The organism is Stenotrophomonas sp. 3(2025), assembly GCF_052665395.1.
The window spans coordinates 1-22,118 of sequence record NZ_JBQOIF010000026.1 but is presented as its reverse complement, the minus strand read 5'-3'; the positions used below and the strand labels follow the sequence as shown (position 1 = coordinate 22,118).

Below are 22,118 nucleotides of genomic sequence, written 5' to 3'. Positions count from 1 at the left end.
GCCCCGGCCCAGCGATGGGTCGGGCGACAACCTGAACGGGGGGCATGGAGAAGGCTCCCCTGTAACGGCCCTGGATCAGGGCTGGCTTGGCGCGTGCGCATTTGACCGCGTTTTCGTCAAGTTGCTACAATCGTCTGTCTCAGCAGGCCGGTTTTTCGCCTGCTCGCACATATCCGCATTCATGGCCGGTTTTTTTCGGCCTCTCTCAGAAGAACATACTGATGGCGACGATCAATCAGCTTGTCCGCAAGCCGCGGCAGGCAACCACTTATAAGAGCGCCTCGCCGGCTCTCGAAAAGTGCCCCCAGCGCCGTGGCGTTTGCACGCGCGTTTACACCACTACTCCGAAGAAGCCGAACTCGGCCCTTCGCAAGGTTGCCAAGGTTCGCCTGACCAACCAGGAAGAAGTGATTTCCTACATCGGCGGTGAAGGTCACAACCTGCAGGAGCACTCCGTGGTCCTGATCCGTGGCGGTCGCGTCAAGGATCTGCCGGGTGTGCGTTACCACACCGTTCGTGGTTCGCTGGACGCCTCCGGCGTTGCCAAGCGTCGCCAGGGCCGTTCCAAGTACGGCGCCAAGCGTCCGAAGAGCTAAGGGAAAGCACACATGTCTCGTAAAGGTAATACGCCGCAGCGCGCAGTCCTGCCGGATCCGAAGCACGGAAGCGAAACCATCGCCCGTTTCATCAACATGGTGATGCTGAGCGGCAAGAAGTCGGTCGCTGAGAAGATCGTCTATGGCGCCATGGACGTGATCGGTGAGAAGAACCCGAATTCCGTCGAGCTGGTTCAGAAGGCTCTGGAAAACGTGGCTCCGTCGGTCGAAGTCAAGTCGCGTCGTGTCGGTGGTGCCACCTACCAGGTGCCGGTCGAAGTGCGCGCCTCGCGCAAGATGGCGCTGGCCATGCGTTGGCTGATCGACTCCGCGCGCAAGCGTGGTGAGAACACCATGCCGAAGAAGCTGGCCGCTGAACTGATCGATGCCTCGGAAAACCGCGGCGGCGCCATCAAGAAGCGCGAAGAAACCCACCGCATGGCCGAAGCCAACAAGGCATTCGCCCACTACCGCTGGTGAGTTTGACGGCCTTGTAAAACAGGCAGGGCAGCACCATCTCGGTGCTGCCTCGCGGCCCCAGAAGGGCTGCGCCAATCCGAAGGCCGCCGAAAGGCGGCGTTCGGCCATCCGAATTCCAAGAAATTGAGAGGCTCCCGTGGCCCGTTCCACTCCCATCGAGCGTTACCGCAACTTCGGCATCATGGCTCACATCGATGCCGGCAAGACCACCACGTCCGAGCGCATCCTGTTCTACACCGGCAAGAGCCACAAGATCGGTGAAGTGCATGACGGCGCCGCCACCATGGACTGGATGGAGCAGGAGCAGGAGCGTGGCATCACGATCCAGTCCGCTGCCACCACCGCGTTCTGGAAGGGCATGGACAAGTCCCTGCCGGAGCACCGCTTCAACATCATCGACACCCCCGGGCACGTCGACTTCACCATCGAAGTGGAGCGCTCGCTGCGCGTGCTCGACGGTGCGGTGTTCGTGCTGTGCGCCGTCGGTGGTGTGCAGCCGCAGTCGGAAACCGTGTGGCGCCAGGCCAACCGCTACAAGGTGCCGCGCATCGCGTTCGTCAACAAGATGGACCGCACCGGTGCCAACTTCTACAAGGTCCGCGACCAGCTGAAGGCCAAGCTCGGCGCTGTCGCCGTGCCGATGCAGCTGCCGATCGGCGCTGAAGAAGGCTTCAAGGGCGTTGTCGACCTGCTGAAGATGAAGGCCATCCATTGGGACGAAGCTTCCCAGGGCATGAAGTTCGAGTACGGCGACATCCCGGCCGACCTGCAGGAAAAGGCTGAAGAAGCCCGTACCTTCATGATCGAAGCCGCGGCCGAAGCCAACGAAGAGCTGATGGAAAAGTACCTGGGCGGCGAAGAGCTGGCCGAGGCTGAAATCATCAACGCGCTGCGCATCCGTACGCTGGCCACCGAGATCGTGCCGATGTTCTGCGGCTCGGCGTTCAAGAACAAGGGCGTGCAGGCCATGCTCGACGGCGTGGTGCAGCTGCTGCCGTCGCCGGTCGACGTGCCGGACGTGACCGGTACCGATGTTGACGACGAAACCAAGGAAATGAGCCGCAAGTCCGACGACAAGGCTCCGTTCTCGTCGCTGGCCTTCAAGATCATCACCGACCCGTTCGTCGGCGCACTGACCTTCTTCCGCGTGTATTCGGGCACCCTGAACGGTGGCGACACCGTGCTGAACTCGGTCAAGGGCAAGAAGGAGCGCATCGGCCGCATCCTGCAGATGCACTCGAACAACCGCGAGGAAATCAAGGAAGTTCTGGCCGGTGACATCGCTGCTGCCGTGGGCCTGAAGGACACCACCACCGGTGACACCCTGTGCTCCATCGACCAGCCGATCATCCTGGAGCGCATGACGTTCCCGGAGCCGGTGATCTCGATGGCTGTCGAGCCGAAGACCAAGTCGGACCAGGAGAAGATGGGCCTGGCCCTGGGTCGCCTGGCCCAGGAAGATCCGTCGTTCCGCGTCAAGACCGACGAAGAATCCGGCCAGACCATCATCTCGGGCATGGGCGAGCTGCACCTGGACATCATCGTCGACCGCCTGAAGCGCGAGTTCAACGTTGAAGCCAACGTCGGCGCGCCGCAGGTGGCCTACCGCGAAACCATCACCCTGGCCGACGTCAAGTCGGACTACAAGCACGCCAAGCAGTCCGGCGGTAAGGGTCAGTACGGTCACGTCGTGATCGAACTGTCGCCGCTGACCGCTGCCGACCGTGCCGATGCCAAGCTGGCCCCGGCGATCAAGGACGACTTCCTGTTCGTCAACGACATCACCGGCGGCGTGATCCCGAAGGAATTCATTCCTTCGATCGAAAAGGGCCTGCGCGAAACCATCACCAGCGGTCCGCTGGCTGGCTTCCCGGTCGTGGACGTCAAGGTCAAGCTGGTGTTCGGTTCGTACCACGACGTCGACTCCTCGGAAATGGCGTTCAAGCTGGCTTCGTCGATGGCCTTCAAGCAGGGCTTCGCCAAGGCCAAGCCGGTGCTGCTGGAGCCGATCATGAAGGTCGAGATCGTGACCCCGGAGGATTACCAGGGTGACGTGATGGGCGACGTCAGCCGTCGTCGCGGCGTGCTGCAGGGTTCCGACACCACCGGTGACGGTTCGGCCAGCATCATCAACGCGATGATCCCGCTGGGTGAAATGTTCGGCTACGCCACTGCGCTGCGTTCGCAGACCCAGGGCCGCGCCACCTTCACCATGGAATTCGACCATTACGAGCCGGCGCCGAACAACATCGCCGAAGCCGTCATGAAGAAGGGCTGAGCCTCGCTCAGCCTCTCCTGAAAACCACTTACATAATCAAGGTATAGAACAATGGCAAAGGGTAAGTTCGAGCGCACCAAGCCGCACGTCAACGTCGGCACCATCGGTCACGTCGATCACGGCAAGACCACGCTGACCGCCGCACTGACCAAGATCGGTGCCGAGCGCTTCGGTGGCGAGTTCAAGGATTACTCCGCGATCGACGCCGCGCCGGAAGAAAAGGCACGTGGCATCACGATCTCGACCGCGCACGTCGAATACGAATCCACCACCCGTCACTACGCCCACGTCGACTGCCCGGGCCATGCTGACTACGTCAAGAACATGATCACCGGTGCTGCCCAGATGGACGGCGCGATCCTGGTGTGCTCGGCCGCTGACGGCCCGATGCCGCAGACCCGCGAGCACATCCTGCTGTCGCGTCAGGTCGGCGTGCCGTACATCGTCGTGTTCCTGAACAAGGCCGACATGGTTGACGATGCCGAGCTGCTGGAACTGGTCGAAATGGAAGTCCGCGAGCTGCTGAGCAAGTACGATTTCCCGGGCGACGACACCCCGATCATCTCGGGTTCGGCCCGCCTGGCGCTGGAAGGCGACCAGAGCGACATCGGCGTGCCGGCCGTCATCAAGCTGGTCGAGGCGCTGGACACCTGGATCCCGACCCCGGAGCGTGACGTCGACAAGGCATTCCTGATGCCGGTCGAAGACGTGTTCTCGATCTCGGGTCGCGGCACCGTGGTGACCGGTCGTATCGAGCGCGGCGTGATCAAGGTCGGCGAAGAAATCGAAATCGTCGGCATCCGTCCGGTGCAGAAGACCACCGTGACCGGCGTGGAAATGTTCCGCAAGCTGCTGGACCAGGGCCAGGCAGGCGACAACGCCGGTCTGCTGCTGCGCGGCACCAAGCGTGACGACGTCGAGCGCGGCCAGGTTCTGGCCAAGCCGGGTTCGATCAAGCCGCACACCAAGTTCGACGCCGAAGTGTACGTGCTGTCGAAGGATGAGGGCGGCCGTCACACCCCGTTCTTCAAGGGCTACCGTCCGCAGTTCTACTTCCGCACCACCGACATCACCGGTGCGGTCGAGCTGCCGGAAGGCGTCGAGATGGTGATGCCGGGCGACAACGTGAAGATGGTTGTCACCCTGATCAACCCGGTCGCCATGGACGCCGGCCTGCGCTTCGCCATCCGCGAAGGTGGCCGTACCGTCGGTGCTGGCGTGGTTGCCACCATCCTCGAGTAATCTGCTAGACTCTGCGCCCCGATGTTGCCTGGGTAGGGCATCGGGGCGTATCAAAACGGGAAAGTAGGCACAGGATGTGCCTTGTGTTCCCCGGACCAGGAAGGGTCAATGCCATTCAGGCGGCGTCAACAGGAGACTGTTGACAGCTGCCTTGCGTGCCATTATGCTTCTCCGTCTGGGCAGGCCGGGTAACGGGTCTGCCTACGTTTTTGGGGTCTACGGATTGACCTTGTCGGCCTGCGGGAATGCGGGCCGTCTGTATTCAGGGATTTCATGGGGCAAAGCAACCCAGAGGCTTTGTCTGTCGCTCTTTTAACGAAGGAACCTACCGCCATGGCGGACCAAAAGATCCGGATCCGGCTGAAAGCGTTCGATCATCGTCTGATCGACCGTTCGGCCAGCGAGATCGTTGAGACGGCCAAGCGGACCGGCGCGCAAGTGCGTGGCCCGATCCCGCTGCCGACCAAGATCGAGCGTTACACTATCCTCGTCTCCCCGCACGTCGACAAGGACGCGCGTGACCAGTACGAGACCCGCACGCACAAGCGCGTGCTCGATATCGTTGACCCGAATGACAAGACCGTGGACGCGCTGATGAAGCTCGAACTGGCTGCCGGCGTCGACGTTCAGATCAAGCTGACCTGAGGACTACGACCATGACGAAGAAGTATTCGTTGGGCTTCGTGGGCCGCAAGGCTGGCATGAGCCGCGTGTTCACCGAAGATGGCCGTTCCATCCCGGTGACCCTGATCGAAGCAACCCCGAACCGCATCGCGCAGATCAAGACCGTCGAAACTGACGGCTACAGCGCCGTGCAGGTGACCGTCGGCGCGCGTCGCGCTGCCCTGGTCAACAAGCCGGAAGCCGGCCACTTCGCCAAGGCGAAGGTGGAAGCGGGTCGTGGCCTGTGGGAATTCCGCGTTGAAGACGCCCAGCTCGGCGATTTCGCCGTCGGTGGCGAAGTCAAGGCGGACATCTTTGAAGTCGGCCAGATCGTCGACGTCCAGGGTGTCACCAAGGGTAAGGGCTTCCAGGGCACCATCAAGCGCTACAACTTCCGTATGGGTGACGCTACCCACGGCAACTCGCTGTCGCATCGCGCGCCGGGTTCGCTGGGTCAGCGCCAGACGCCCGGTCGCGTGTTCCCGGGCAAGAAGATGTCCGGTCACATGGGCTCGGTGCAGCAGAGCACCCAGAACCTGGAAGTTGTCAAGGTCGACGTCGAACGCGGTCTGATCGCGGTTCGCGGCGCCGTTCCGGGCGCGGCGGGTGGCGACGTGATCGTCCGTCCGGCGAGCAAGGCATAAGGAGAGATGACGATGGAACTCGTTATCACGGGTAGCAACAACAAGGTCTCGGTCTCCGACGCCGTGTTCGGTCGCGATTTCAGCGAAGATCTGGTCCACCAGGTCGTCGTTGCTTACCGCAACGCCGGTCGCGCCGGCACCAAGGCGCAGAAGACTCGCTCCGAAGTGGCAGGTACCACCAAGAAGTCGAAGAAGCAGAAGGGCGGCGGCGCGCGTCATGGCGCACTGACGGCTCCGATCTTCGTCGGCGGCGGTGTCACCTTCGCGGCAAAGCCGCGCAGCTTCGAGCAGAAGGTCAATCGTAAGCAGTACCGTGCCGCCATGTGCGCGATCCTGTCCGAGCTGAACCGTCAGGGCCGTCTGACCATCGTGGAGTCCTTCGATGTCGAAGCGACCAACACGAAGGGTCTGATCGCCAAGCTGGCCGGCCTGGAAGTGGGCAAGCGCCCGCTGATCGTCACTGAGGAAGCCTCCGAGCACCTGTACCTGTCCGCCCGTAATCTGCCGTATGTGCAGGTGCGTGACGTGCAGGGTCTGGACCCGGTGTCGCTGGTCGGTGCCGACACGGTCGTCATCACCGCTGACGCGGTCAAGAAGGTCGAGGAGTGGCTGGCATGAACAGCAACGAAAAAATCTTCAGCGTGCTGCGTGCCCCGCGTGTCTCCGAAAAGACCGCGCGCCTGCAGGAACTCTCCAACCAGTACGTCTTCGAAATTTCGAACGAAGCCACCAAAGCCGATGTAAAGGCCGCGGTTGAGCAGCTGTTCGACGTCAAGGTCGAAGCTGTCAACGTGGTCAACGTCAAGGGCAAGAACAAGTCCTTCCGTAACCGTGCTGGCCGCCGCGGCGATTGGCGCAAGGCGTACGTTCGCCTGGCCGACGGCCAGTCGATCGATGTAACGGCCAAGGCCTGAGGTACATCCCATGCCATTGATGAAATTCAAGCCCACCTCCCCCGGCCGCCGTTCGGCCGTGCGCGTGGTCACTCCCGACCTGCACAAGGGTGCTCCGCACGCCGCGCTGGTCGAGTCGCAGAGCCGCTCGGGTGGTCGTAACCACCACGGTCGCATCACCGTGCGTCACGTCGGTGGTGGCGCCAAGCAGCACTACCGCCTGATTGACTTCAAGCGCAACAAGCTGGGCATCCCGGCGCGCGTGGAACGCATCGAATACGATCCGAACCGCACCGCCCACATCGCCCTGCTGTGCTATGTCGACGGCGAGCGTCGCTACATCATCGCCCCGAAGGGTCTGAAGGCTGGTGATCAGGTGATCGCCGGTTCGGATGCCCCGATCAAGGCGGGCAACACCCTGCCGCTGCGCAACATCCCGGTCGGTACCACCATCCACTGCATCGAGCTGAAGCCGGGCAAGGGCGCTCAGATCGCCCGCGCTGCAGGTGCTGCCGTGCAGCTGGTTGCTCGTGAAGGCATCTACGCCACCCTGCGCCTGCGCTCGGGTGAAATGCGCAAGGTTCCGGTCGAGTGCTGCGCGACCATCGGCGAAGTCGGCAACGACGAGCACAGCCTGGAAAAGCTGGGCAAGGCCGGTGCCAAGCGTTGGCGCGGTGTCCGCCCGACCGTTCGTGGTGCTGCCATGAACCCGGTTGACCACCCGCACGGTGGTGGTGAGGCGAAGGCCGGCCAGGGTAATCCGCATCCGGTCACCCCGTGGGGTGTTCCGACCAAGGGTTACAAGACGCGCCATAACAAGCGCACTCAGCAGTTCATCGTCCGCGATCGTAGGGGCTAATCGACCATGGCACGTTCACTCAAGAAGGGCCCGTTTGTCGATCACCACCTGGTTGCTAAGGTGGCTGCCGCTGCGGGTAGCAAGCGTCCGATCAAGACCTGGTCGCGTCGTTCGATGATCCTGCCTGACATGGTAGGCGTCACCATTGCCGTGCATAACGGCAAGAACCACATCCCGGTTCTCGTCAACGAGAACATGGTCGGCCACAAGCTCGGCGAATTTGCCATCACCCGGACCTTCAAGGGTCACGGTGGTGACAAGAAGTCGGGCAAGTAAGGAGAGATGACAATGGAAGCGAAAGCCATCCTGCGCACCGCGCGCATCTCCCCGCAGAAGGCACGTCTGGTCGCTGACCAGGTGCGCGGTCTGCCGGCCGAGCGTGCCGTCAACCTGCTGAAGTTCTCGGACAAGAAGGCTGCCCACCTGATCAAGAAGGTGGTGGAGTCGGCTATTGCAAATGCCGAGAACAACCAGGGCGCCGACGTCGACGAGCTGAAGGTTCAGACCATCATGGTAGATGAGGGTCCGACCCTGAAGCGTTTCATGGCGCGGGCGAAAGGCCGCGGTACCCGCATCCTCAAGCGCACCAGCCACATCACTGTGGTTGTGGGCGCCGCCAAGTAAGCGGATAAGGAAAAGACCATGGGTCATAAAGTTCATCCGATTGGTATCCGCCTCGGCATTTCCAAGGACTGGAACTCCAAGTGGTACGCCAACAAGGCCGAGTTCGCTGGTTACCTGGCAGCCGACCTGAAAGTGCGCGAAATGCTGCGCAAGAAGCTGGCCCAGGCCGGCATCAGCAAGATCCTGATCGAGCGTCCGGCCAAGACCGCTCGCGTGACGATCCACACCGCCCGTCCGGGCGTGGTGATCGGCAAGCGCGGTGAGGACATCGAGAAGCTGCGCAAGGAAGTGAGCGAGATGATGGGCGTCCCGGCGCACATCAACGTCACCGAAGTGCGCAAGCCGGAACTGGACGCGCAGCTCGTTGCCGAGTCGATCGCCCAGCAGCTGGAGCGTCGCATCATGTTCCGCCGTGCAATGAAGCGCTCGGTCGGCAATGCGATGCGCCTGGGTGCCCTGGGCATCAAGGTCAACGTCGGTGGCCGCCTCAACGGTGCAGAAATCGCCCGTTCGGAGTGGTATCGCGAAGGCCGCGTGCCGCTGCACACCCTGCGTGCCGACATCGACTATGGCTTCGCTGAAGCCAAGACGACCTACGGCATCATCGGCATCAAGGTCTGGATCTACAAGGGCGAGGTCTTCGATTTCTCCCAGGTTGGCCAGGAAAAGCAGGACGACACCCCGTCGCGCAACGATCGTCATGATCGCGGCGACCGCGGTGACCGTCAGCGCCCGGCTCGTGAAGCGAGGTAACGACAATGTTGCAACCCAAGCGAACCAAGTACCGCAAGGTGCACAAGGGCCGTAACGAAGGCCTCAGCTGGAGCGCAAACGCTGTCAGCTTTGGCGAATACGGCCTGAAGGCAACCGCCCACGGTCAGCTGACCGCGCGTCAGATCGAAGCGGCTCGCCGCTCGATCAGCCGCTACGTCAAGCGCGGCGGCAAGATGTGGATCCGAGTGTTCCCCGACAAGCCCATCACCAAGAAGCCCATCGAAGTTCGAATGGGTTCCGGTAAGGGCAACGTGGAATACTGGGTGGCCCAGATCCAGCCCGGCCGCATGATCTATGAAATCGAGGGTGTTACCGAGGAAGTGGCACGCGAGGCGTTCCGCCTGGCCGCGGCCAAGCTCTCGGTCACCACCACTTTCGTGACCCGGACGGTGCGCTGATGGATATCAAAACTCTCCGTGAAAAGTCGGCTGACGACCTCAAGGCCCACCTGATCGACCTGCGTAAGGAACAGTTCTCTGTCCGTATGCAGCAGGTCACCGGCCAGCTGCCGAAGACACACGACATCCGCCGGGTCCGTCGCGAGATTGCTCGCGTCAAGACTCTGCTCGGCAGCACGAAGTAAGGATGGCCGCTATGAGCGACAATACTGAAAACAAGGCGCTGCGCACGGTCGAAGGCCGTGTCGTCAGCAACAAGATGGACAAGACGGTTACCGTCCTGGTTGAGCGTCAGGTCAAGCACGCGCTGTACGGCAAGTACATCAAGCGTTCGACGAAGCTGCACGCCCACGATGCCGACAACGCCTGCAAGGAAGGCGATGTCGTCCGCGTGACCGAGATTGCTCCGATGTCCAAGACCAAGAACTGGCGCGTGGTGGAAGTCATCACGCGTGCGGCTGAATAAGGAGTCTGAATCATGATCCAGATGCAGAGCTACCTTGACGTCGCGGACAACTCTGGTGCCAAGCAGGTGATGTGCTTCAAGGTGCTGGGTGGTTCCAAGCGCCGTTACGCCGGCATCGGCGACATCATCAAGGTCACCGTGAAGGATGCGATCCCGCGCGGCAAGGTCAAGAAGGGCGAAGTGTATGACGCCGTCGTGGTGCGTACCCGCAAGGGTGTGCGTCGCGCCGACGGCTCGCTGATCCGCTTCGACGGCAACGCTGCCGTTCTGCTTAACAACAAGCAGGAGCCGATCGGTACCCGTATCTTCGGGCCGGTGACTCGTGAACTTCGCTCGGAGAAGTTCATGAAGATCGTCTCGCTCGCTCCCGAAGTGCTGTGAGCGACAGGAGATAATCATGGCTAACCGTATCAAGAAGGGCGACCAGGTTGTCGTCAACGCCGGCAAGGACAAGGGTAAGCAGGGCGAAATCGTCCGCGTCGACGGCGACCGTGTGGTCGTCGCCAACGTGAACATCGTCAAGCGCCACACCAAGCCGAACCCGCAGGCAGGTGTTGCCGGCGGCGTGGTCGAGCGTGAAGCGTCGATCCATATCTCCAACGTGAATGTGCTGAACCCGGCTTCGGGCAAGGGCGAACGCGTTGGCTTCAAGGTGCTGGAGGATGGACGCAAACTGCGTGTGTTCCGCTCCAGCGGTGAGGCGCTTGACGCCTGAGGAATGAGAAGATGACTTCCCGTCTCGAAAAGTTTTACAAGGAAGAAGTGGTGCCGGCGCTGATGAAGCAGTTCGGCTACACCAATTCGATGGAAGTGCCGAAGCTCGTCAAGGTCACCCTGAACATGGGTGTCGGCGAAGCGGCCACCAACAAGAAGATCCTGGAAAACGCCGTCGGCGACATGACCAAGATTTCCGGCCAGAAGCCGGTTGTCACCAAGTCGCGTATCTCGGTTGCGTCGTTCAAGATCCGTGATGGTTGGCCGATTGGTTGCAAGACCACGCTGCGTCGCCACAAGATGTACGAGTTCCTGGACCGCCTGATCAACATCTCGCTGCCGCGCGTGCGCGACTTCCGTGGTGTTTCCGGTCGTTCCTTCGACGGTCGCGGCAACTTCAACATGGGTGTGAAGGAACAGATCATCTTCCCGGAAATCGACTTCGACGCTGTCGACGCGATCCGCGGCATGGATATCGCCATCACCACCACTGCGAAGACCGACGCGGAAGCGAAGGCGCTGCTGGCAGCGTTCAAGTTCCCGTTCCGTAACTGATTCGTCGAGGAAACCGAAATGGCAAAGACCTCCATGGTCAACCGCGACATCAAGCGGGAAAAGCTGGCCAAGAAGTACGCTGACAAGCGTGCGGCTCTGAAGAAGATCGTGTCCTCGGTGGACGCGAGCTACGAAGAGAAGATCGACGCCGCAACCAAGCTGGCCAAGCTGCCGCGCGATTCGTCGCCGAGCCGCCAGCGCAACCGTTGCGAACTGTCGGGCCGTCCGCGTGGCGTCTACAGCAAGTTCGGCCTGGGCCGCAACAAGCTGCGCGAAGCCACCATGCGTGGTGACGTTCCGGGCCTGCGCAAGGCCAGCTGGTAATCCCAGCCGGTCCTGCCGGCGAGGGCTCCCCCGGGGGCCTTCGCAGCCGGGGAGGGGGGCGTTCAGCTTTCCCTCTGCAAAAAACCCGAAGAGCCCGACGCAAGTCGGGCTCTTTGGGCGTATACTCCCGCGTCTTGCCCTGCGCGAAGACGTAAGGGGGGGGGGCCTGGCCCGTTTCCAGGAGACAACAGATTTTCGCGAAAGCGGATATCGGTGCACTCAAAGGTACTCATATGAGCATGACTGATCCCATCGCCGACCTGCTGGTCCGCATCAAGAATGCGGCAGCGGTGGGCAAGCAGACGGTGAAAGCCCCGTCGTCCAAGATCAAGGTAGCGATCGCCCAGGTCCTGAAGGACGAGGGTTACATCGCCGACCTGCGCGTGACCGCGCTCGAGAACAACAAGTCCGAGCTGGAAATCGTGCTGAAGTATTTCGAAGGCAAGCCGGTCATCGCGACCCTGAAGCGCTTCTCGCGTTCGGGCCTGCGCCAGTACCGCGGCAAGAGCGAACTGCCGAAGGTCATGAACGGCCTGGGTATTTCCATCATTTCCACCTCCAAGGGCATCATGACTGATGCGCAGGCGCGCCAGCTGGGCGTCGGCGGCGAAGTCCTGTGCTTCGTGGCCTAAGGCGAAAGGAGTAGACCATGTCCCGCGTAGCCAAGAAGCCGATCGACCTGGGTAAGGTTGAACTGAACGTCCAGAACGACAACGTCACCGCCAAGGGCCCGAAGGGCACCCTGTCGCTGGCCAAGCCGGCTGGTATCAACATCAATGTCGAGAACGGCGTTGCCACCCTGAGCACCGACAACGTGGATCTGATCCCGCTGACCGGTACCGTCCGCGCCATCCTGTCCAACATGGTCAAGGGTGTTTCCGAAGGCTTCGAGCGCAAGCTGGAGCTGGTCGGCGTGGGTTACCGTGCCGCCATGCAGGGCAAGGACCTCAGCCTGTCGCTGGGCTTCTCGCACCCGGTTGTGTTCGTGGCGCCGGAAGGCATCACCATCACCACCCCGACCCAGACCGAAATCCTGGTGCAGGGCGCTGACAAGCAGGCCGTCGGCGAAGCTGCCGCCAAGATCCGTGCGTTCCGCAAGCCGGAACCGTACAAGGGCAAGGGCGTGAAGTACTCCGACGAAGTCATCATTCGCAAGGAAGCCAAGAAGGCCTAATTAGGACCTTCCGCTTTCCAGGGAAAAAGATCATGAACAAGAACATCGCCCGCCTGCGTCGCGCCAAGTCGACCCGTGCCCACATCCGTGAGCTCGGCGTTGCACGCCTGTCGGTGCTGCGCACCGGCCAGCATCTGTACGCGCAGGTCTTCACCGCTGACGGCTCGAAGGTGCTGGCTGCCGCCAACACCACCCAGGCCGACGTCAAGGACGGCCTGAAGAACGGCAAGAACGCTGATGCCGCTGCCAAGGTTGGCCGCATCGTCGCTGAGCGCGCCAAGGCCGCCGGCGTCGAGAAGGTTGCCTTCGATCGTTCGGGTTACCGTTACCACGGCCGCATCAAGGCCCTGGCTGACGCTGCCCGCGAAGCCGGCCTGCAGTTCTAAGGGATAAGGGCAGGGGGCTTGATGCCCCCTGTCCGCCTGCTCGCCAGCCTGAGTGAGGCTGGGCGGCGCCGCTCTTCTGCAGCGGCCCACCGCAACAACGCACCACTTCACAACCATAAGCGGCTTCGAGCCGTACATAACCCAACAACCAAGGAATAAACATGGCAGAAGAACGTCAGCAGCGGGGTCGTGATCGCGACCGTAACCGCGAAGAGAAAGTCGACGACGGCATGATCGAAAAGCTGGTCGCGGTCAACCGCGTCAGCAAGACCGTGAAGGGTGGCCGTCAGTTCACCTTCACCGCCCTGACTGTCGTCGGTGACGGCGAAGGCAAGGTCGGTTTCGGTTATGGCAAGGCCCGCGAAGTGCCGGTCGCCATCCAGAAGTCGATGGAGCAGGCTCGCAAGAACCTGGTCACCGTTGACCTGAACAACGGCACCCTGTGGCACACCATCAAGGATGGTCACGGCGCAGCGCGCGTGTTCATGCAGCCGGCTTCCGAAGGTACCGGCGTCATCGCCGGTGGTGCCATGCGCGCCGTCCTGGAAGCGGTTGGCGTGAAGAACGTGCTGGCCAAGGCCACCGGTTCGCGCAACCCGATCAACCTGGTGCGTGCCACCGTGAAGGGCCTGACTGCAGCGCAGTCGCCGGCTCGCATCGCGGCCAAGCGCGGCAAGAAGGTGGAGGAACTCAACCATGGCTAATGAGTCCAACAAGACTGTGAAGGTGCGCCTGGTGCGTGGCCTGCGTGGTGCTCAGTCGCGTCACCGCCTGTCGGTGCGTGCCCTGGGCCTGAACAAGCTCAACGATGTCCGTGAACTGAAGGACAGCCCGCAGGTTCGCGGTCTGATCAACACCGTTCACTACCTCGTCAAGGTTGAGGAGTAATCGATCATGACTCTGCGTCTCAATGAACTGAGCCCGGCACCGGGCGCCCGTCAGGAACGTACCCGCGTCGGTCGCGGTATCGGCTCCGGCCTGGGCAAGACCTGTGGCCGCGGCCACAAGGGTTCGTTCGCCCGTAAGGGTGGCGGCAAGATCAAGGCTGGCTTCGAAGGCGGCCAGACCCCCATGCAGCGTCGTCTGCCGAAGATCGGCTTCCGTTCGCCGATCGCCAAGGACACCGCTGAAGTGCTGCTGTACCAGCTGGACAAGCTGCCGGCCGGCGAGATCGACTTCGCTGCCCTGCGTGCGGCCAAGCTGGTCCCGAGCACTGCCAAGAAGGCCAAGGTCGTCGTCAAGGGCGAAGTGACCAAGGCGTTCACCCTGAAGGGTGTTGCTGCCACGGCCGGTGCCAAGGCTGCGATCGAAGCTGCCGGCGGCAGCGTAACGGAGTAAGAGAATCATGGCGCAAGCTGGCATCGGTAACCTCGCGGGCGGAATGGGCAAGTTCACTGAACTTCGCCAACGTTTGCTGTTCGTCGTCGGGGCTTTGATCGTCTATCGCATCGGCTGCTACGTGCCGGTGCCGGGCGTCAATCCCGATGCCATGCTTGCCATGATGCAACAGCAGGGCGGCGGCATCGTGGACATGTTCAACATGTTCTCGGGCGGCGCCCTGCACCGTTTCAGCATCTTCGCGCTGAACGTGATGCCGTACATCTCGGCATCGATCGTGATGCAGCTGGCCGTGCACATCTTCCCCGCCCTGAAGGCGATGCAGAAGGAAGGTGAGTCCGGCCGCCGCAAGATCACCCAGTATTCGCGCATCGGCGCTGTGCTGCTTGCAGTGGTGCAGGGCGGTTCGATCGCGCTGGCGCTGCAGGGCCAGGTGTCGCCGACCGGCGCGCCGGTCGTGTACATGCCAGGCATGGGCTTCGTGCTCACTGCCGTGGTCGCACTGACCGCCGGCACGATGTTCCTGATGTGGGTTGGTGAGCAGGTGACCGAGCGCGGCATCGGCAACGGCGTCTCGCTGATCATCTTCGCCGGTATCGTGGCGGGCCTGCCGGGTGCGGTCATCCACACCTTCGACGCCTACCGCGACGGCAACATCCAGTTCATCCAGCTGCTGCTGATCGCCATCGTCGTGCTCGCCTTCACCTTCTTCGTGGTGTTCGTCGAACGCGGCCAGCGCCGGATCACGGTGAACTATGCGCGCCGCCAGGGCGGTCGCAACGCGTACATGAACCAGACCTCGTTCCTGCCGCTGAAGCTGAACATGGCCGGCGTCATCCCGGCGATCTTCGCCTCGAGCCTGCTGGCGTTCCCGGCCACCCTGGCCATGTGGTCCGGCCAGGCTGCCAACCAGAGCACCTTTGGCCAGACCCTGCAGAAGGTCGCCAATGCTCTGGGCCCGGGCGAGCCGCTGCACATGATCGTGTTCGCTGCGCTGATCACCGGTTTCGCGTTCTTCTACACCGCGCTGGTGTTCAACTCGCAGGAAACCGCCGACAACCTGAAGAAGTCGGGCGCGCTGATTCCGGGCATCCGTCCGGGCAAGGCTACCGCCGACTACATCGACGGCGTGCTGACCCGACTGACCGCTGCCGGTTCGGCGTACCTGGTGATCGTCTGCCTGCTGCCGGAACTGATGCGCACGCAGCTGAATGCGTCGTTCTACTTCGGCGGTACTTCGCTGCTGATCGTGGTGGTGGTGGTGATGGACTTCATCGCCCAGGTGCAGGCGCACCTGATGTCCCACCAGTATGAGAGCCTGCTGAAGAAGGCCAACCTGAAGGGCGGCAACCGCGGTGGTTTTGCTCGCGGCTGATTAGCCTGTTATACTTTCGTCTTCCTGACGTGATGGTCCTCCGCTTCGCGGACTCCGGCCACACAAACGAAGGGCGGCCCCCGCAGCGGTTCCGGGTGGGGGTGTGATGAGGTGGTCCCGCGCTGGAGTAGCGCGGGCGGCCCGGGAGGAAACTCCAGGACCAACCCCATCCGGCGCCGGAGCCTGGGCACACTCCCCGGGCCGGGTTCATGAAACCTCTGGTTTCACGGGCTTCCAAGTAAACCGGAACCTTGTTAGTATCACTGGTTCACTTTTTTGATCCATCCTGCCGGATCGGCGTGCCTCGAGCGCGCTGTCGGCCATCACTCAGCTGGAGAACCGCGTCATGGCGCGTATTGCAGGCGTCAACCTGCCAGCCCAGAAGCATGTCTGGGTCGGGTTGCAAAGCATTTACGGCATCGGCCGTACCCGTTCGAAGAAGGTCTGCGAAGTCGCAGGCGTCACTTCGACCACCAAGATCCGCGATCTGTCGGAGCCGGAAATCGAGCGCCTGCGCGCCGAAGTCGGCAAGTACATCGTGGAAGGCGATCTGCGCCGTGAAATCGGTATCGCGATCAAGCGCCTGATGGACCTGGGCTGCTACCGCGGCCTGCGTCACCGTCGCGGTCTGCCGCTGCGTGGCCAGCGCACCCGTACCAACGCCCGCACCCGCAAGGGCCCGCGCAAGGCGATCAGGAAGTAAGGGACATATAAATGGCTAAGCCTGCTGCTAAGACCAAGAAGAAGATCAAGCGCGTCGTCACCGACGGCGTTGCCCACGTCCACGCTTCGTTCAACAACACCATCGTGACCATCACCGACCGCCAGGGCAACGCTCTGTCGTGGGCGACTTCCGGTGGCGCTGGCTTCCGCGGTTCGCGCAAGTCGACCCCGTTCGCAGCACAGGTGGCTGCCGAAAAGGCCGGTCGTGCTGCGCTGGACTACGGCGTGAAGTCGCTGGAAGTCCGCATCAAGGGTCCGGGTCCGGGCCGTGAGTCGGCCGTGCGTTCGTTGAACAACGTCGGCTACAAGATCACCAACATCATCGACGTGACGCCTATCCCGCACAACGGGTGCCGTCCGCCGAAGAAGCGTCGCGTCTAAAGGGAGCGATAAGAAATGGCTCGTTATATCGGTCCTACCTGTAAGCTCGCCCGTCGCGAAGGCGCCGACCTGTCCCTGAAGAGCCCGGCGCGTGCGCTGGACTCCAAGTGCAAGTTGGAGCAGAAGCCCGGCCAGCATGGCGCCACCGCCCGCAAGGGCAAGCTGTCCGACTACGCCACCCAGCTGCGTGAAAAGCAGAAGGTCAAGCGTATCTACGGTCTGCTGGAGCGTCAGTTCCGCAACTACTACAAGAAGGCCTCGACCAAGAAGGGCAACACCGGCGAGAACCTCCTGCAGCTGCTGGAAACCCGCCTGGACAACGTTGTCTACCGCATGGGCTTCGCCGTGACCCGTCCGGCTGCCCGTCAGCTGGTGTCGCACCGCGGCGTCACCGTGAATGGCAAGTCGGTCAACCTGGCCTCGTACCAGGTCAAGGCTGGCGACGCCATCGCCCTGTCTGAAAAGGCTGCCAAGCAGCTGCGCGTCCAGGAAGCCCTGACCGTCGCCGCCCAGCATGACCTGAGCCCGTCGTGGGTTGAAGTGGATTCCGGCAAGTTCTCCGGCATCTTCAAGGCGGTTCCGGATCGTTCGGATCTGCCTGCGGACATCAACGAAGCGCTGATCGTCGAGCTGTATTCGAAGTAATTCACATTGGAGAGCCCCCGGCGACGGCCGGGGGTTCACTAGGAGAACCCGCAACATGACGGTTACCGCCAACCAGGTTCTGCGTCCTCGCGGTCCGCAGATCGAACGCCTTACCGACACCCGTGCAAAGGTCGTTATCGAACCTTTGGAGCGGGGTTACGGGCATACGCTGGGTAATGCCCTGCGTCGCGTGCTGCTGTCGTCCATCCCGGGCTTCGCCATCACGGAAGTCGAAATCGACGGCGTGTTGCATGAGTACACCACGGTCGAAGGTCTGCAGGAGGACGTGCTCGAAGTCCTGTTGAACCTGAAGGACGTGGCCATCCGTATGCACTCCGGCGACAACGCGACGCTGTCCCTGTCCAAGCAGGGTCCGGGCGTTGTCACCGCTGCCGACATCAAGGTCGACCACAACGTGGAGATCCTGAACGGCGACCACGTGATCTGCCACCTGACCAAGGACACGGCAGTGAACATGCGTCTGAAGATCGAGCGTGGTTTCGGCTATCAGCCGGCAGCTGCGCGTCGTCGTCCGGACGAAGAAACCCGTGCCATCGGCCGTCTGGTCCTGGATGCCTCGTTCTCGCCGGTCCGCCGTGTCGCCTATGCCGTGGAAGCGGCTCGTGTCGAACAGCGCACCGACCTGGACAAGCTGGTCATCGATATCGAGACCAACGGCACCATCGACGCCGAAGAAGCAGTGCGTACCGCTGCCGACATCCTCAGCGATCAGCTGTCGGTGTTCGGTGACTTCACCCACCGCGACCGCGGTGCGGCGAAGCCGGCCAACAACGGCGTGGATCCGGTGCTGCTGCGCCCGATCGACGATCTGGAGCTGACCGTGCGTTCGGCCAACTGCCTGAAGGCCGAGAGCATCTACTACATCGGCGATCTGATCCAGAAGACCGAAGTGGAGCTGCTGAAGACCCCGAACCTGGGTAAGAAGTCGCTCACCGAGATCAAGGAAGTGCTGGCCCAGCGTGGCCTGTCGCTCGGCATGAAGCTGGAGAACTGGCCGCCGGCCGGCGTCGCCAGCCACGGCATGCTGGGCTGATACCGCCTTTCTGCAAGACCGCATGGCCCCGTCGGCAACGACGGGGCCATTGCACCAAGGCAACACCGCCACGACGAACGAAGGTTCGCGGGCAGGTCGTCCAGGACGGATGGCCAGGACCAACCGCAGTCCGAGCAGCAGCGCCAGGAAGGCGACAACGATCCGCAAAGCCACATCATTAACCAAGGAATATCACCATGCGTCACCAGAAATCCGGCCGTAAGTTCAGCCGTACCAGCGCCCACCGCGAAGCGATGTTCAAGAACATGGCCGCCTCGCTGTTCAAGCACGAGCTGATCAAGACCACCCTGCCGAAGGCCAAGGAACTGCGCCGCGTCGCCGAGCCGCTGATCACCCTGGCCAAGGTCGACTCCGTCGCCAACCGTCGTCTGGCCTTCGCCCGCCTGCGCGACAACGAAGCCGTCGGCAACCTGTTCACCATCCTGGGCCCGCGCTACGCGAATCGTCCGGGTGGATACCTGCGCCTGCTGAAGTGCGGCTTCCGCGCCGGCGACAATGCGCCGATGGCCTACGTCGAACTGGTTGACCGTCCGGTCGTGGCTGAAGCCGTCGAAGAGTAATCGACGCGCAACACCCGTCATTCGGTGAAGAACCCGGCCTTGTGCCGGGTTTTTCCGTTTTCGGGCCGCCGATGATGGATCCACGCCGTGCGTGGATGATGCGCTGCGCTGTGGCAAGCGCACCGGCGTGTTCCGACGGGCGCGACGTTGTGGCGGTTCGAACGGCGCGCACTCTCGGTTACGCTTGCGGTCCGTACTACACGAGCGTTGCCGATGAATCCTCTGCGCTGGCCTTTCCGCGCCCAGTTCCTGTTGGGCTTCCTGATCTGCGCGGGCCTGCTGGGCTACGCCATCTTCCTGCAGTTGAAGATGGGGCTGGAGCCGTGTCCGCTGTGCATCTTCCAGCGCCTGGCGTTCGCGGCCCTGGGCCTGCTGTTCCTGATCGGCGCCCTGCATGGGCCGTCCAACCGACCGGGGCGGGCGACCTACGGCATCCTCGCCTTCATCGCTGCGACCGTGGGCGTGGGCATCGCCGCACGCCATGTCTACGTGCAGATGCTGCCGCCGGAGATGGGGGCGACGTGTGGCCCGCCGCTGGCCTTCCTGCGCGAGACCATGGGGCCGCTGGAAGTGTTCCGCACCGTGCTGACCGGTACCGGCAACTGCGGCAACATCGACTGGACGTTCCTTGGCCTGACCATGCCGATGTGGTCGGGCGTGTGGTTCGTGCTGCTGGCGCTGTGGGCGCTGGTGGTGTCGCTGCGCAAGGTCAAGCACTGAGCGAGTCCGGAGCCACGCATGGCGTGGCTCTACTGTTTTCCGGTAGTGCCGGCCGCTGGCCGGCAGTTGGTGGTACCTCAGAAGTCCTGCTGCAGGCTCAGATAGGCGCCACGACGTGGTCCCCACTGCGGTGCGAACACGCCGATGCCGCCGCCATCGCGCAGCTGGTAGCTTCGGTCCAGTGTGTTGAGCACGGCCAGCTGCACATGCAGCGGATGACCGCTGTCGGCGTTGAAGTCATGCGCGGCGCTGAGATTGATCTGCAGGTACGACGGTAGTTCACCGCCATTGGGCACGCCCTCGATGTCCGAACGCAGGCCGCTGCCGTACACGTAGTTCGCACCGACCCGATTGTGGCCAGCGAAGGCGTAGCTGAGGCCGCCGGAAGACGTCAGCTTCTGGTCGTGGTCCAGATGGATCCAGTTCTGTTGCACGTAGGCCAGTGCATCCGGATCGAGGTTGTACTGGCTGGTGATGACCTGGGTGCCCATGGCCTTGTTGTAGGCCGCGTTGAAGTACGCGCTGATCGGCCCGTTGCTGTAGTCGGCGCTGAACTCCAGGCCGTGGATGTGGCCGCGGCGATAGTTGAAGGTGGAATAAATGTAGGCGGCGCCGAACTGGCCTTCATCCTGCAGGCGGTGCACGCGTCGGTCGTAGGCATCCAGGCCGAGGGTGAGGTGGTCGCCGACCTGCTGTGACACGCCGATATCGTAGTAGTCACTGCGCTCGGACAACGGCGTGGTGCTGCCATCGGCAGGTTGCTGGTTGCTGGTGCCATCGAACAGGGCCAGATCGCTGCCGGCAACCAGTTCGCTGGCTGGCGGGGTGAAGTAGCGCGAATAGCCGGCGTGCACGGTGGTGCTGTCGCTGGCGTTCCAGACCACGCCCAGGCGTGGGCTGAGCTGGCCCTCGGTGCGACCGAAGGCCTTGAAGCGGTCGCCGCGCAGGCCATAGTTGACGGTCCAGTCATCGCCGATCCGCCACTCGTCCTGCACGTACAAGGCTGCGGTGCTGGCGTGGAAGGCATTGCGGTCCGGGATCAGCCGTGGCGTGGTGCTCGTCTGCCGCCCATCGGCGTCGACCGGGAAGACCCAGCTGCTGTTGTTGGCGGCGGCGTGTTCGTAGTTGCCGTACAGGCCATAACGCAGGGTGTGGTTGTCGCCCAGCGGGGTGGAGAAATCGGCCTGCAGGGTGTCGGCGCGGTTGCTGCGCCTGACCTGCGAGGCGACGCCGCTGAACACCAGGTCGCCCACGACGTCCGGGTTGAAGGCCACATCGCTGTAGCGCTGGCCGGCCGAGAGCTGGTACGCGGTCTGGCCAAGCGTGCCCTGCAGTACCAGCATGCCGAAGCGGGTGGTCTCGCGCTGGGTTTCGTCCAGCTGGCTGGAATCGAAGGTGGTGGTGTCCAGGTAGCCGAACTGCGGGGTCTGTCCCGGGTTGACCGGGATCTGGAAGCGGTTGTTGGCAAAGCCGGCGAACACGCTCAGGCGGGTGCTGTCGTTGACCAGGTAGGTCAGGTCGGCAAAAGCCTTCCCCTGGTGGGTGTCGTCATGCAGCGGCCTGCGTGCGCTGGTGGGGTTCTCCAGCCCGACCTCGTTCTGGTCGTAGTTGCCGGTCAGGAACCAGCTCCAGCGGCCCTGGTTGCCCCACCAGGAGGCATTCGGGTTGACCTTGCCGAACGAACCGGCGGTGATGCCGGCGCTGCCGCCGTTACCCAGCTCGGCGCCACTGCGTGTGGTGATGTCGACCACGGCGGCGGTACGTTCACCGAACTGGGCCGGCAGCGCACCATCCATCAGGCGGATGCTCTTGATGGTGCGCGCATCCAGGGTCTGGCCGAAGCCGGAGATCGATTCGGGCAGCAGTACGCCGTTGATGCGGTACTGCAGGTTGGCGTGGTCGCCGCGCACATGCACGCCGCCGTAGGAGTCCTGGACCACGCCCGGGGCCTGCAGCAGCACCTGGCTGAGCGGGGCGGAGGCGCCCAGAGGCTGCTTCTGGATGTCCTCGGCGGTGATCTGGTACTGGCTGCTGCCGATGTCCGGTGACAGGGCGTTGCGGGCCTGGTCAAGCTGGGCACTGACGGTGACTACGTCGAGGTCCTTGACCGCAGCCGCGCTGGCATCAGTGTCGGCGGCAAGCGCGGGTTGGCTGGTGAGGATCAGGGCGAAGGTGATGGCAGTGGTGAGCAGGGAGGGCTTCATGGGAAATGGGCAGGGAAGGGGGAGGGG

Annotated in this window: 33 protein-coding genes; 32 read left to right on the top strand and 1 reads right to left on the bottom strand. The window is 62.8% G+C overall.

Annotation, left to right across the window (positions count from 1 at the left end; translation table 11 throughout):
* Nucleotides 1-221: 221 nt before the first annotated feature.
* From rpsL to ACUXVE_RS16940, 32 genes are all read left to right on the top strand, one after another.
* Nucleotides 222-596: a 30S ribosomal protein S12 gene (gene rpsL / locus ACUXVE_RS17095; RefSeq protein ID WP_025879344.1), complete on the top strand. Its 375-nt coding sequence runs from the start codon at nucleotides 222-224 to the stop codon at nucleotides 594-596.
* 12 nt (nucleotides 597-608) lie between these two features.
* Nucleotides 609-1,076, top strand: coding sequence for a 30S ribosomal protein S7 (gene rpsG / locus ACUXVE_RS17090; protein WP_025879343.1), 468 nt, complete (start codon nucleotides 609-611; stop codon nucleotides 1,074-1,076).
* A 136-nt stretch (nucleotides 1,077-1,212) separates the two neighbouring features.
* The gene (gene fusA / locus ACUXVE_RS17085; RefSeq protein WP_093821427.1) at nucleotides 1,213-3,354 is read left to right on the top strand and encodes an elongation factor G; all 2,142 of its coding nucleotides are present in this window, start codon (nucleotides 1,213-1,215) and stop codon (nucleotides 3,352-3,354) included.
* 51 nt (nucleotides 3,355-3,405) lie between these two features.
* Nucleotides 3,406-4,596, top strand: a complete 1,191-nt coding sequence (tuf, locus tag ACUXVE_RS17080) for an elongation factor Tu (RefSeq protein ID WP_117309620.1) — start codon at nucleotides 3,406-3,408, stop codon at nucleotides 4,594-4,596.
* Nucleotides 4,597-4,929: 333 nt separating this feature from the next.
* A complete protein-coding gene (rpsJ, locus tag ACUXVE_RS17075) occupies nucleotides 4,930-5,241 on the top strand; it encodes a 30S ribosomal protein S10 (protein ID WP_010341589.1) in 312 nt (103 codons plus the stop codon).
* Between the two features lie 11 nt (nucleotides 5,242-5,252).
* Complete coding sequence (gene rplC, locus ACUXVE_RS17070; RefSeq protein ID WP_059066096.1) at nucleotides 5,253-5,903, top strand: 50S ribosomal protein L3; 651 nt, start codon at nucleotides 5,253-5,255, stop codon at nucleotides 5,901-5,903.
* A 12-nt stretch (nucleotides 5,904-5,915) separates the two neighbouring features.
* Nucleotides 5,916-6,521 (top strand): 50S ribosomal protein L4, encoded by a 606-nt coding sequence (gene rplD / locus ACUXVE_RS17065; protein ID WP_049470486.1) that lies wholly within the window; start codon nucleotides 5,916-5,918, stop codon nucleotides 6,519-6,521.
* Entirely contained in the window at nucleotides 6,518-6,817 is a 300-nt protein-coding gene (gene rplW, locus ACUXVE_RS17060) for a 50S ribosomal protein L23 (RefSeq protein WP_049470489.1), read from the top strand. The genes rplD and rplW overlap by 4 nt, the downstream gene beginning before the upstream one ends.
* 10 nt (nucleotides 6,818-6,827) lie before the next feature.
* Nucleotides 6,828-7,655, top strand: a complete 828-nt coding sequence (rplB, locus tag ACUXVE_RS17055; protein ID WP_049470491.1) for a 50S ribosomal protein L2 — start codon at nucleotides 6,828-6,830, stop codon at nucleotides 7,653-7,655.
* Nucleotides 7,656-7,661: 6 nt separating this feature from the next.
* A complete protein-coding gene (gene rpsS / locus ACUXVE_RS17050; protein ID WP_004145340.1) occupies nucleotides 7,662-7,931 on the top strand; it encodes a 30S ribosomal protein S19 in 270 nt (89 codons plus the stop codon).
* 12 nt (nucleotides 7,932-7,943) lie between these two features.
* On the top strand, nucleotides 7,944-8,279 hold the full coding sequence (gene rplV / locus ACUXVE_RS17045) for a 50S ribosomal protein L22 (protein ID WP_004145348.1): 336 nt from the start codon (nucleotides 7,944-7,946) through the stop codon (nucleotides 8,277-8,279).
* 18 nt (nucleotides 8,280-8,297) lie between these two features.
* On the top strand, nucleotides 8,298-9,032 hold the full coding sequence (rpsC, locus tag ACUXVE_RS17040; protein ID WP_004145350.1) for a 30S ribosomal protein S3: 735 nt from the start codon (nucleotides 8,298-8,300) through the stop codon (nucleotides 9,030-9,032).
* Between the two features lie 5 nt (nucleotides 9,033-9,037).
* On the top strand, nucleotides 9,038-9,451 hold the full coding sequence (gene rplP / locus ACUXVE_RS17035; RefSeq protein ID WP_025879305.1) for a 50S ribosomal protein L16: 414 nt from the start codon (nucleotides 9,038-9,040) through the stop codon (nucleotides 9,449-9,451).
* Complete coding sequence (gene rpmC / locus ACUXVE_RS17030; protein ID WP_025879306.1) at nucleotides 9,451-9,636, top strand: 50S ribosomal protein L29; 186 nt, start codon at nucleotides 9,451-9,453, stop codon at nucleotides 9,634-9,636. The genes rplP and rpmC overlap by 1 nt, the downstream gene beginning before the upstream one ends.
* A gap of 11 nt (nucleotides 9,637-9,647) precedes the next feature.
* Complete coding sequence (gene rpsQ, locus ACUXVE_RS17025) at nucleotides 9,648-9,917, top strand: 30S ribosomal protein S17 (RefSeq protein WP_004145355.1); 270 nt, start codon at nucleotides 9,648-9,650, stop codon at nucleotides 9,915-9,917.
* A 12-nt stretch (nucleotides 9,918-9,929) separates the two neighbouring features.
* Nucleotides 9,930-10,298, top strand: a complete 369-nt coding sequence (rplN, locus tag ACUXVE_RS17020) for a 50S ribosomal protein L14 (protein ID WP_010483978.1) — start codon at nucleotides 9,930-9,932, stop codon at nucleotides 10,296-10,298.
* 16 nt (nucleotides 10,299-10,314) lie between these two features.
* A complete protein-coding gene (rplX, locus tag ACUXVE_RS17015; RefSeq protein WP_004145359.1) occupies nucleotides 10,315-10,632 on the top strand; it encodes a 50S ribosomal protein L24 in 318 nt (105 codons plus the stop codon).
* 11 nt (nucleotides 10,633-10,643) lie between these two features.
* On the top strand, nucleotides 10,644-11,186 hold the full coding sequence (gene rplE / locus ACUXVE_RS17010) for a 50S ribosomal protein L5 (RefSeq protein ID WP_049470496.1): 543 nt from the start codon (nucleotides 10,644-10,646) through the stop codon (nucleotides 11,184-11,186).
* 18 nt (nucleotides 11,187-11,204) lie between these two features.
* Entirely contained in the window at nucleotides 11,205-11,510 is a 306-nt protein-coding gene (rpsN, locus tag ACUXVE_RS17005) for a 30S ribosomal protein S14 (RefSeq protein ID WP_049470498.1), read from the top strand.
* 233 nt (nucleotides 11,511-11,743) lie between these two features.
* The gene (gene rpsH, locus ACUXVE_RS17000) at nucleotides 11,744-12,142 is read left to right on the top strand and encodes a 30S ribosomal protein S8 (protein WP_025879311.1); all 399 of its coding nucleotides are present in this window, start codon (nucleotides 11,744-11,746) and stop codon (nucleotides 12,140-12,142) included.
* A gap of 17 nt (nucleotides 12,143-12,159) precedes the next feature.
* Nucleotides 12,160-12,684: a 50S ribosomal protein L6 gene (gene rplF / locus ACUXVE_RS16995; protein WP_049470500.1), complete on the top strand. Its 525-nt coding sequence runs from the start codon at nucleotides 12,160-12,162 to the stop codon at nucleotides 12,682-12,684.
* A 32-nt stretch (nucleotides 12,685-12,716) separates the two neighbouring features.
* Entirely contained in the window at nucleotides 12,717-13,070 is a 354-nt protein-coding gene (rplR, locus tag ACUXVE_RS16990; RefSeq protein ID WP_049470503.1) for a 50S ribosomal protein L18, read from the top strand.
* Between the two features lie 161 nt (nucleotides 13,071-13,231).
* Nucleotides 13,232-13,774 carry a 30S ribosomal protein S5 gene (rpsE, locus tag ACUXVE_RS16985; RefSeq protein WP_049470506.1) on the top strand — a complete coding sequence of 181 codons (543 nt, stop codon included), beginning with the start codon at nucleotides 13,232-13,234 and terminating at the stop codon, nucleotides 13,772-13,774.
* A complete protein-coding gene (rpmD, locus tag ACUXVE_RS16980) occupies nucleotides 13,767-13,958 on the top strand; it encodes a 50S ribosomal protein L30 (RefSeq protein ID WP_004145412.1) in 192 nt (63 codons plus the stop codon). Before rpsE ends, rpmD begins: the two co-directional genes overlap by 8 nt.
* A gap of 6 nt (nucleotides 13,959-13,964) precedes the next feature.
* Nucleotides 13,965-14,408, top strand: a complete 444-nt coding sequence (gene rplO / locus ACUXVE_RS16975; RefSeq protein ID WP_049470509.1) for a 50S ribosomal protein L15 — start codon at nucleotides 13,965-13,967, stop codon at nucleotides 14,406-14,408.
* A gap of 7 nt (nucleotides 14,409-14,415) precedes the next feature.
* On the top strand, nucleotides 14,416-15,783 hold the full coding sequence (gene secY, locus ACUXVE_RS16970) for a preprotein translocase subunit SecY (RefSeq protein ID WP_025879317.1): 1,368 nt from the start codon (nucleotides 14,416-14,418) through the stop codon (nucleotides 15,781-15,783).
* A gap of 346 nt (nucleotides 15,784-16,129) precedes the next feature.
* Nucleotides 16,130-16,486 (top strand): 30S ribosomal protein S13, encoded by a 357-nt coding sequence (gene rpsM, locus ACUXVE_RS16965; RefSeq protein WP_025879318.1) that lies wholly within the window; start codon nucleotides 16,130-16,132, stop codon nucleotides 16,484-16,486.
* Between the two features lie 11 nt (nucleotides 16,487-16,497).
* Nucleotides 16,498-16,887 carry a 30S ribosomal protein S11 gene (gene rpsK, locus ACUXVE_RS16960; protein ID WP_004145443.1) on the top strand — a complete coding sequence of 130 codons (390 nt, stop codon included), beginning with the start codon at nucleotides 16,498-16,500 and terminating at the stop codon, nucleotides 16,885-16,887.
* Between the two features lie 15 nt (nucleotides 16,888-16,902).
* Entirely contained in the window at nucleotides 16,903-17,532 is a 630-nt protein-coding gene (gene rpsD / locus ACUXVE_RS16955) for a 30S ribosomal protein S4 (protein WP_025879319.1), read from the top strand.
* Between the two features lie 55 nt (nucleotides 17,533-17,587).
* Complete coding sequence (locus ACUXVE_RS16950; protein WP_049470514.1) at nucleotides 17,588-18,586, top strand: DNA-directed RNA polymerase subunit alpha; 999 nt, start codon at nucleotides 17,588-17,590, stop codon at nucleotides 18,584-18,586.
* A gap of 197 nt (nucleotides 18,587-18,783) precedes the next feature.
* Nucleotides 18,784-19,167, top strand: coding sequence for a 50S ribosomal protein L17 (rplQ, locus tag ACUXVE_RS16945; RefSeq protein WP_025879321.1), 384 nt, complete (start codon nucleotides 18,784-18,786; stop codon nucleotides 19,165-19,167).
* Nucleotides 19,168-19,380: 213 nt separating this feature from the next.
* Nucleotides 19,381-19,887 (top strand): disulfide bond formation protein B, encoded by a 507-nt coding sequence (locus ACUXVE_RS16940; RefSeq protein WP_445514851.1) that lies wholly within the window; start codon nucleotides 19,381-19,383, stop codon nucleotides 19,885-19,887.
* A gap of 77 nt (nucleotides 19,888-19,964) precedes the next feature.
* Here the strand turns inward: ACUXVE_RS16940 and ACUXVE_RS16935 are convergent, their stop codons facing one another.
* A complete protein-coding gene (locus tag ACUXVE_RS16935) occupies nucleotides 19,965-22,091 on the bottom strand; it encodes a TonB-dependent receptor (protein ID WP_445514850.1) in 2,127 nt (708 codons plus the stop codon).
* Between the last annotated feature and the right edge of the window lie 27 nt (nucleotides 22,092-22,118).